General features: G+C 74.4%; 4 protein-coding genes. All 4 read right to left on the bottom strand.

The features are described from left to right. A partial coding sequence (locus NBW84_RS20805) for an oligopeptide/dipeptide ABC transporter ATP-binding protein (protein WP_250286596.1) occupies positions 1–1,858 on the bottom strand: 1,858 nt, incomplete at its 3' end. Next, positions 1,855–2,760, bottom strand: a complete 906-nt coding sequence (locus NBW84_RS20800) for an ABC transporter permease (RefSeq protein ID WP_250286595.1) — start codon at positions 2,758–2,760, stop codon at positions 1,855–1,857. The genes NBW84_RS20805 and NBW84_RS20800, both read right to left, overlap by 4 nt. 23 nt (positions 2,761–2,783) lie before the next feature. Continuing rightward, the gene (locus NBW84_RS20795) at positions 2,784–3,743 is read right to left on the bottom strand and encodes an ABC transporter permease (RefSeq protein ID WP_250286594.1); all 960 of its coding nucleotides are present in this window, start codon (positions 3,741–3,743) and stop codon (positions 2,784–2,786) included. A 6-nt stretch (positions 3,744–3,749) separates the two neighbouring features. Beyond that, on the bottom strand, positions 3,750–4,453 hold a 704-nt coding region (locus tag NBW84_RS20790), incomplete at its 5' end, for an ABC transporter substrate-binding protein (RefSeq protein WP_250286593.1).

The raw sequence follows: 4,453 nt of genomic DNA, 5'->3' as shown, positions 1-4,453 counted from the left end.
CAATCTGCCCCTGGTACAGGACGGCCAACCGGTCCGCCAGGTAGCCCACGACGGCCAGGTCGTGGGAGATGAACAGGTAGGAGACGCCGCCGGTGTCCCGCGCGGCCGCCAGCAGCTCCAGCACAGCGGCCTGGACGCTCACGTCCAGCGCTGACACCGGTTCGTCGCAGACGACCAGTTCGGGTTCGCCGGCGAAGGCCCGGCCGATGGCCACCCGCTGTTTCTGCCCGCCGGACAGCCGGGCGGTCCGCAGCGGCAGGAGGCGAGGGCCGAGCTGGACCCGGCCGGCAAGGTCGGTGACCGTACCCGATCCACGCAGCGTCACCAACGCCCGGCGCAGCACGGTGGACACGGAGTGTCGCGGGTTGAGGGTGGTGTCGGGATCCTGGAAGACCATCTGCACCCGGCGGCGGTCTTCGGCGGACCGACGTGACAGCCGGGACGGCAGGAGGTGTCCGGCGAGCCGGAGCTCCCCCGGGCCATCGGGCCCGAGACCCACCAGCGCCCGGGCGAGGGTGCTCTTGCCGCTGCCGGACTCGCCGACGAGGCCGAGCACCTCGCCGTAGGCGATGTCGAGGTCGATCCCGTCCAGCACCGGCGTCCGGCCGTAGCCGCGGGAGAGCCCCCGCACGGACAGCAGCCCCGGCCGCGGCCCCGGGCCCGCGCGGTCCACTTCAGTGGTCTGCTCGGGAAGACGCGGCGTCGGGCCGCGGCCACTGTGGTGGCAGCGCACCAGGTGCCCGTCCGGGCGCACGTCCAACCGCCGCTCCGGGAGCCCGTCCGGCGGGACTCCGGTAGCGGAGGCAGCGACGGCGGGGACGGCAGGGAGAGCAGGGAGAGCAGGGACGGCGGGGACGGGGACGAGCGACGGCTCCCGGGTGCGGCAGGTCTGGTCGACGAGCGCGCAGCGGTCCGCGAACGCGCAGCCGCCCGGACGTTCGCTGGGGGCCGGCGGCTGGCCCGGCACCGCCAGCAGCCTGCGCTCCCGGCGGGTGACCCCGACCACGGGGGCCGCCGCGACCAGGCCGGCGGTGTAGGGATGCCGCGGCGCGGTGAGCAGCTCGGCCGCCCGGCCCTCCTCGACCAGGCGTCCCGCGTAGAGGACCCCCATCCGGTCGCAGCGGCGGGCGACAAGCGCGAGGTCGTGGCTGATGAGCACGACGGCGGCATTGATCTCCCGCCGCAACGCCTGCAGGAGGTCGAGGATCTCGCGTGCCACCGCCGCGTCCAGGCCGGTGGTCGGCTCGTCGAGGACGAGCAGCCGCGGACGCGACGCGAGCGCCGCCGCGATGCCAACCCGCTGCTGCTGCCCGCCCGACAGCTGGTGCGGCCACCGCCGCGCGATCACGGCCGGCTCGGGCAGGCGCACCGCCGCCAGCAGCTCCAGCGCCCGCCCGCGGGCCGCGGCACGCGACAGCCCCTGCAACCGGCAGGCCTCGGCCACCTGCGCACCGACGCGGGCCGTCGGGTCCAGGCTGCTGGTGGCACCCTGGTGGACCATGGCGAACGCGGTCGCCCGCCACCGGCGCCGGTCCCGTTCCGGCAGGCCGCCGACGTCGACGCCGTCCAGGTGGATGCTGCCGTGCTCGACCCGGCCGCCGTCGGGCAGGACACCGGCCAGCGCCGCCGCCAGGGTGCTCTTGCCGGATCCGGACTCCCCCACCAGCCCGTAGCTTTCACCGGGACGCACCCGCAGGCTCACGCCGTCCACGGCGGCCACCCGCGCGCCCGACGCCGGGTAGCTCACGCTCAGCCCGTCGACGACGAGCCCCCCGGGCGTGCCCGGCCCGGTCACGCCCGCCGGTGTGCCGCCGACCGCCAGCCCGCTCACCGCGCCGCCGACCATCGGCCCGTTCACCGCGCCGCCACCTGTTCCCGCAGGTTGTCCGCGACCAGGGCGACGCCGATGACGAGGCTTGCGACGGCGAGCGCCGGGAAGAGCACCGTCCACCAGGCGTGCTGGAGGAAGACCCGGCTGTCCGCCACGGAGGCGCCCCACTCCGGGGAGCCCGGCGGCTGGCCGAGCCCGAGGAACGACAGGGTCGCGGCGGCGAAGACCGCGTCACCGAGCCGGGACGTCGCCTCCACCAGCACGGTTCCGGCGACGTTGGGTAGCACCTCGCGGCCCAGCAGGGACGGGAACGGCTCACCGCGCAGCCGCGCCGCCTCGACATAGGGCTTCTCCCGCTCGACCAGCGCCGCAGCCCGCACACTGCGAGTAACAATCGGCACGAAGAACACTCCAATAACGACGATCAGGGCGGTGGTGGACCTGCCCACCAGCGCCGCCACGACCACCACCCCGACCAGGCTCGGGAAGACCGCGAGCGCGTCGACGACCCGCATGACGATCTCGTCCAGCAGGCCCCGCCGGACGCCGCACACCAGCCCGAGCAGGCTGCCGGCGGCCACCCCGGCCGCGGCCGCCAGCGGAGCGACCTCCAGCACGGGACGGGCACCGGCCAGCACCCGCGCCAGCACGTCCCGTCCGAACTGGTCGGTGCCGAACAGGTGGCCCCAGCCCGGCGGACGGAACCGCTCGGCCGGATGCTGGGTCATCGGGTCGGCGGGGACGAGATGCGGCCAGAACGCCGCGACGACGGCCCATCCGAGGAGCAGGACCGCGCCCGCCACGAACGACGGCCGGCGCACCAGCCGCCGGACGACCCGTGGCCCGCGGGCCACGGCGGCGACCGACGGCGCCCCGGCGTCGACGACGCTCCCTGGACTCCCTGCGCCTCCTGGGATCCCAGGGCTCACCTGGCCCACCGGGCTCGCCTGGCTCACTGGTGAGCCACCTTCCCGACCCGGATCCGCGGGTCGAGCAGCGCGTACACGACGTCCGCGACGACGTAGACGAGCATGCCCACCGCGCCGAGGACGATCGCGGTGGCCTGCAGGGTCGGCACGTCCTTGCTGGTCGCGGACGTCAGCAGCAGGTCGCCGATGCCCTGGTAGCCGAACAGCAGCTCGACGGTGACCAGCCCGGCGAGCAGGAACTGCAGCTGGACGGCGAGCGCGCTCGTCGCCGGGACCAGGCAGTTGCGCAGCACGTGCCTGCGCACGAGCTGCCCCTCGGGCAGGCCGCGCACCCGCATCGCCCGGATGAACGGGCTGGACAGCGTAGCGGCGGTGCTGGCCCGCACGTGCCGGGCGACGTAGCCGGCACACAGCAGGACCAGCGAGATCGCCGGCAGCAGCAGATGTTCCACCCGGGTCGCCAGCCCCGCTCCCGGGGGCGCCTGGGCCGAGGAGGGCAGCCAGTGCAGCTGGACGCTGAAGACCACCAGCAGCACGACCCCGGTGACGAACTCCGGCGTGGCCCCGAGGCTCAGGCCGGTCACGCTGAGAACCCGGTCGAGCGGGCGCCCCTCCCGCAGCCCCGCGGCGAGGCCGAGCGCCAGCGCGAACGGCACGAGCAGCGCGAAGGCGAGCAGGGCCAGCAGCAGGCTCTGGCCCAGCCGGCCCATCGTCAGTGGCCGGACCGCCACCCCGAGCGTGTAGGACTGTCCCCAGTCACCGGTGACGAACCCGCCCAGCCAGTGCAGGTACCGGCTGGGCAGCGGCTGGTCCAGCCGCAGCTGGTGGCGCAGCGCGTCCACGGAGGCCTGGCTCGCTTCCGGGCCGAGCACGACCCGGGCGACGTCGCCGGGGATCAGTTCGGTCGCGACGAACACCAGCAGGCTGACCGCCAGCAGCGTGACCGGGATCGTCAGCAGCCGTCTGACCAGGAAACGCGCCACACCCGATCAGGCCCTGGTCACGGTCGTCAGGTCCAGGAACGCCGACGGGTGCGCCCGCAGCCCCCTGATCCGGTCGGTCCGGTAGGCGCGGACCGCGCCGTTCCACACGCTGACGATGACCGGCACGTCCTCGTTGAGCGCCCGCGCGATGATTTCCGCCTGTTTCTTCCGTTCGGCCGGGTCGGTGGCCGCGTCGTAGGCGGTGGCCGCCGCGTCCACGGCCGGGTTGGTGTATTTGGAGCCGTTCCACACCCCCTGGCTCTTCACCATCGGGATGATGAACTGGCTCGCCGTGGGCCGGCCCGCCCAGCCGACAAGGTTCGCGGTTGTGAACAGCCACGGGGTGTCGGTGGTCTGGTCGCCCCCGTAGAACGCCCCGGAGGTCTGCTGGTCGAGGTCCACGGTGATGCCGACCTGTTTGAGCTGGTCCTGGATGACCAGCGCGTAGGACCTGTTCGGCGGGTCGAAGCTGAGGGTGAAACGCAGGTTGTCCACGCCCGCGGCGGCCAGCAGCGACCTGACCTTCGCCTCGTCCCTGGCGCGCTGCTGGAGATCGGTCGGCGCGCTGGCGAACGAGGGCGCGAAGAGATGGTCGTTGCCCAGGACACCGGCCCCGTCGCGCACGCTGGTCAGCACCCCCGGCCGGTCCAGGGCGTACGCGACCGCCTGGCGGACCTCCTTCCGCGTGAACGGCGGCCTGTCGACGCGCA

Origin of the sequence: Protofrankia sp. CiP1_Cm_nod2 (assembly GCF_920664355.1) — a bacterium.
GTDB lineage: Bacteria > Actinomycetota > Actinomycetes > Frankiales > Frankiaceae > Protofrankia.
Note: the sequence above shows the minus strand (reverse complement) of the source record. Positions and strands in the feature narration are given on the sequence as shown.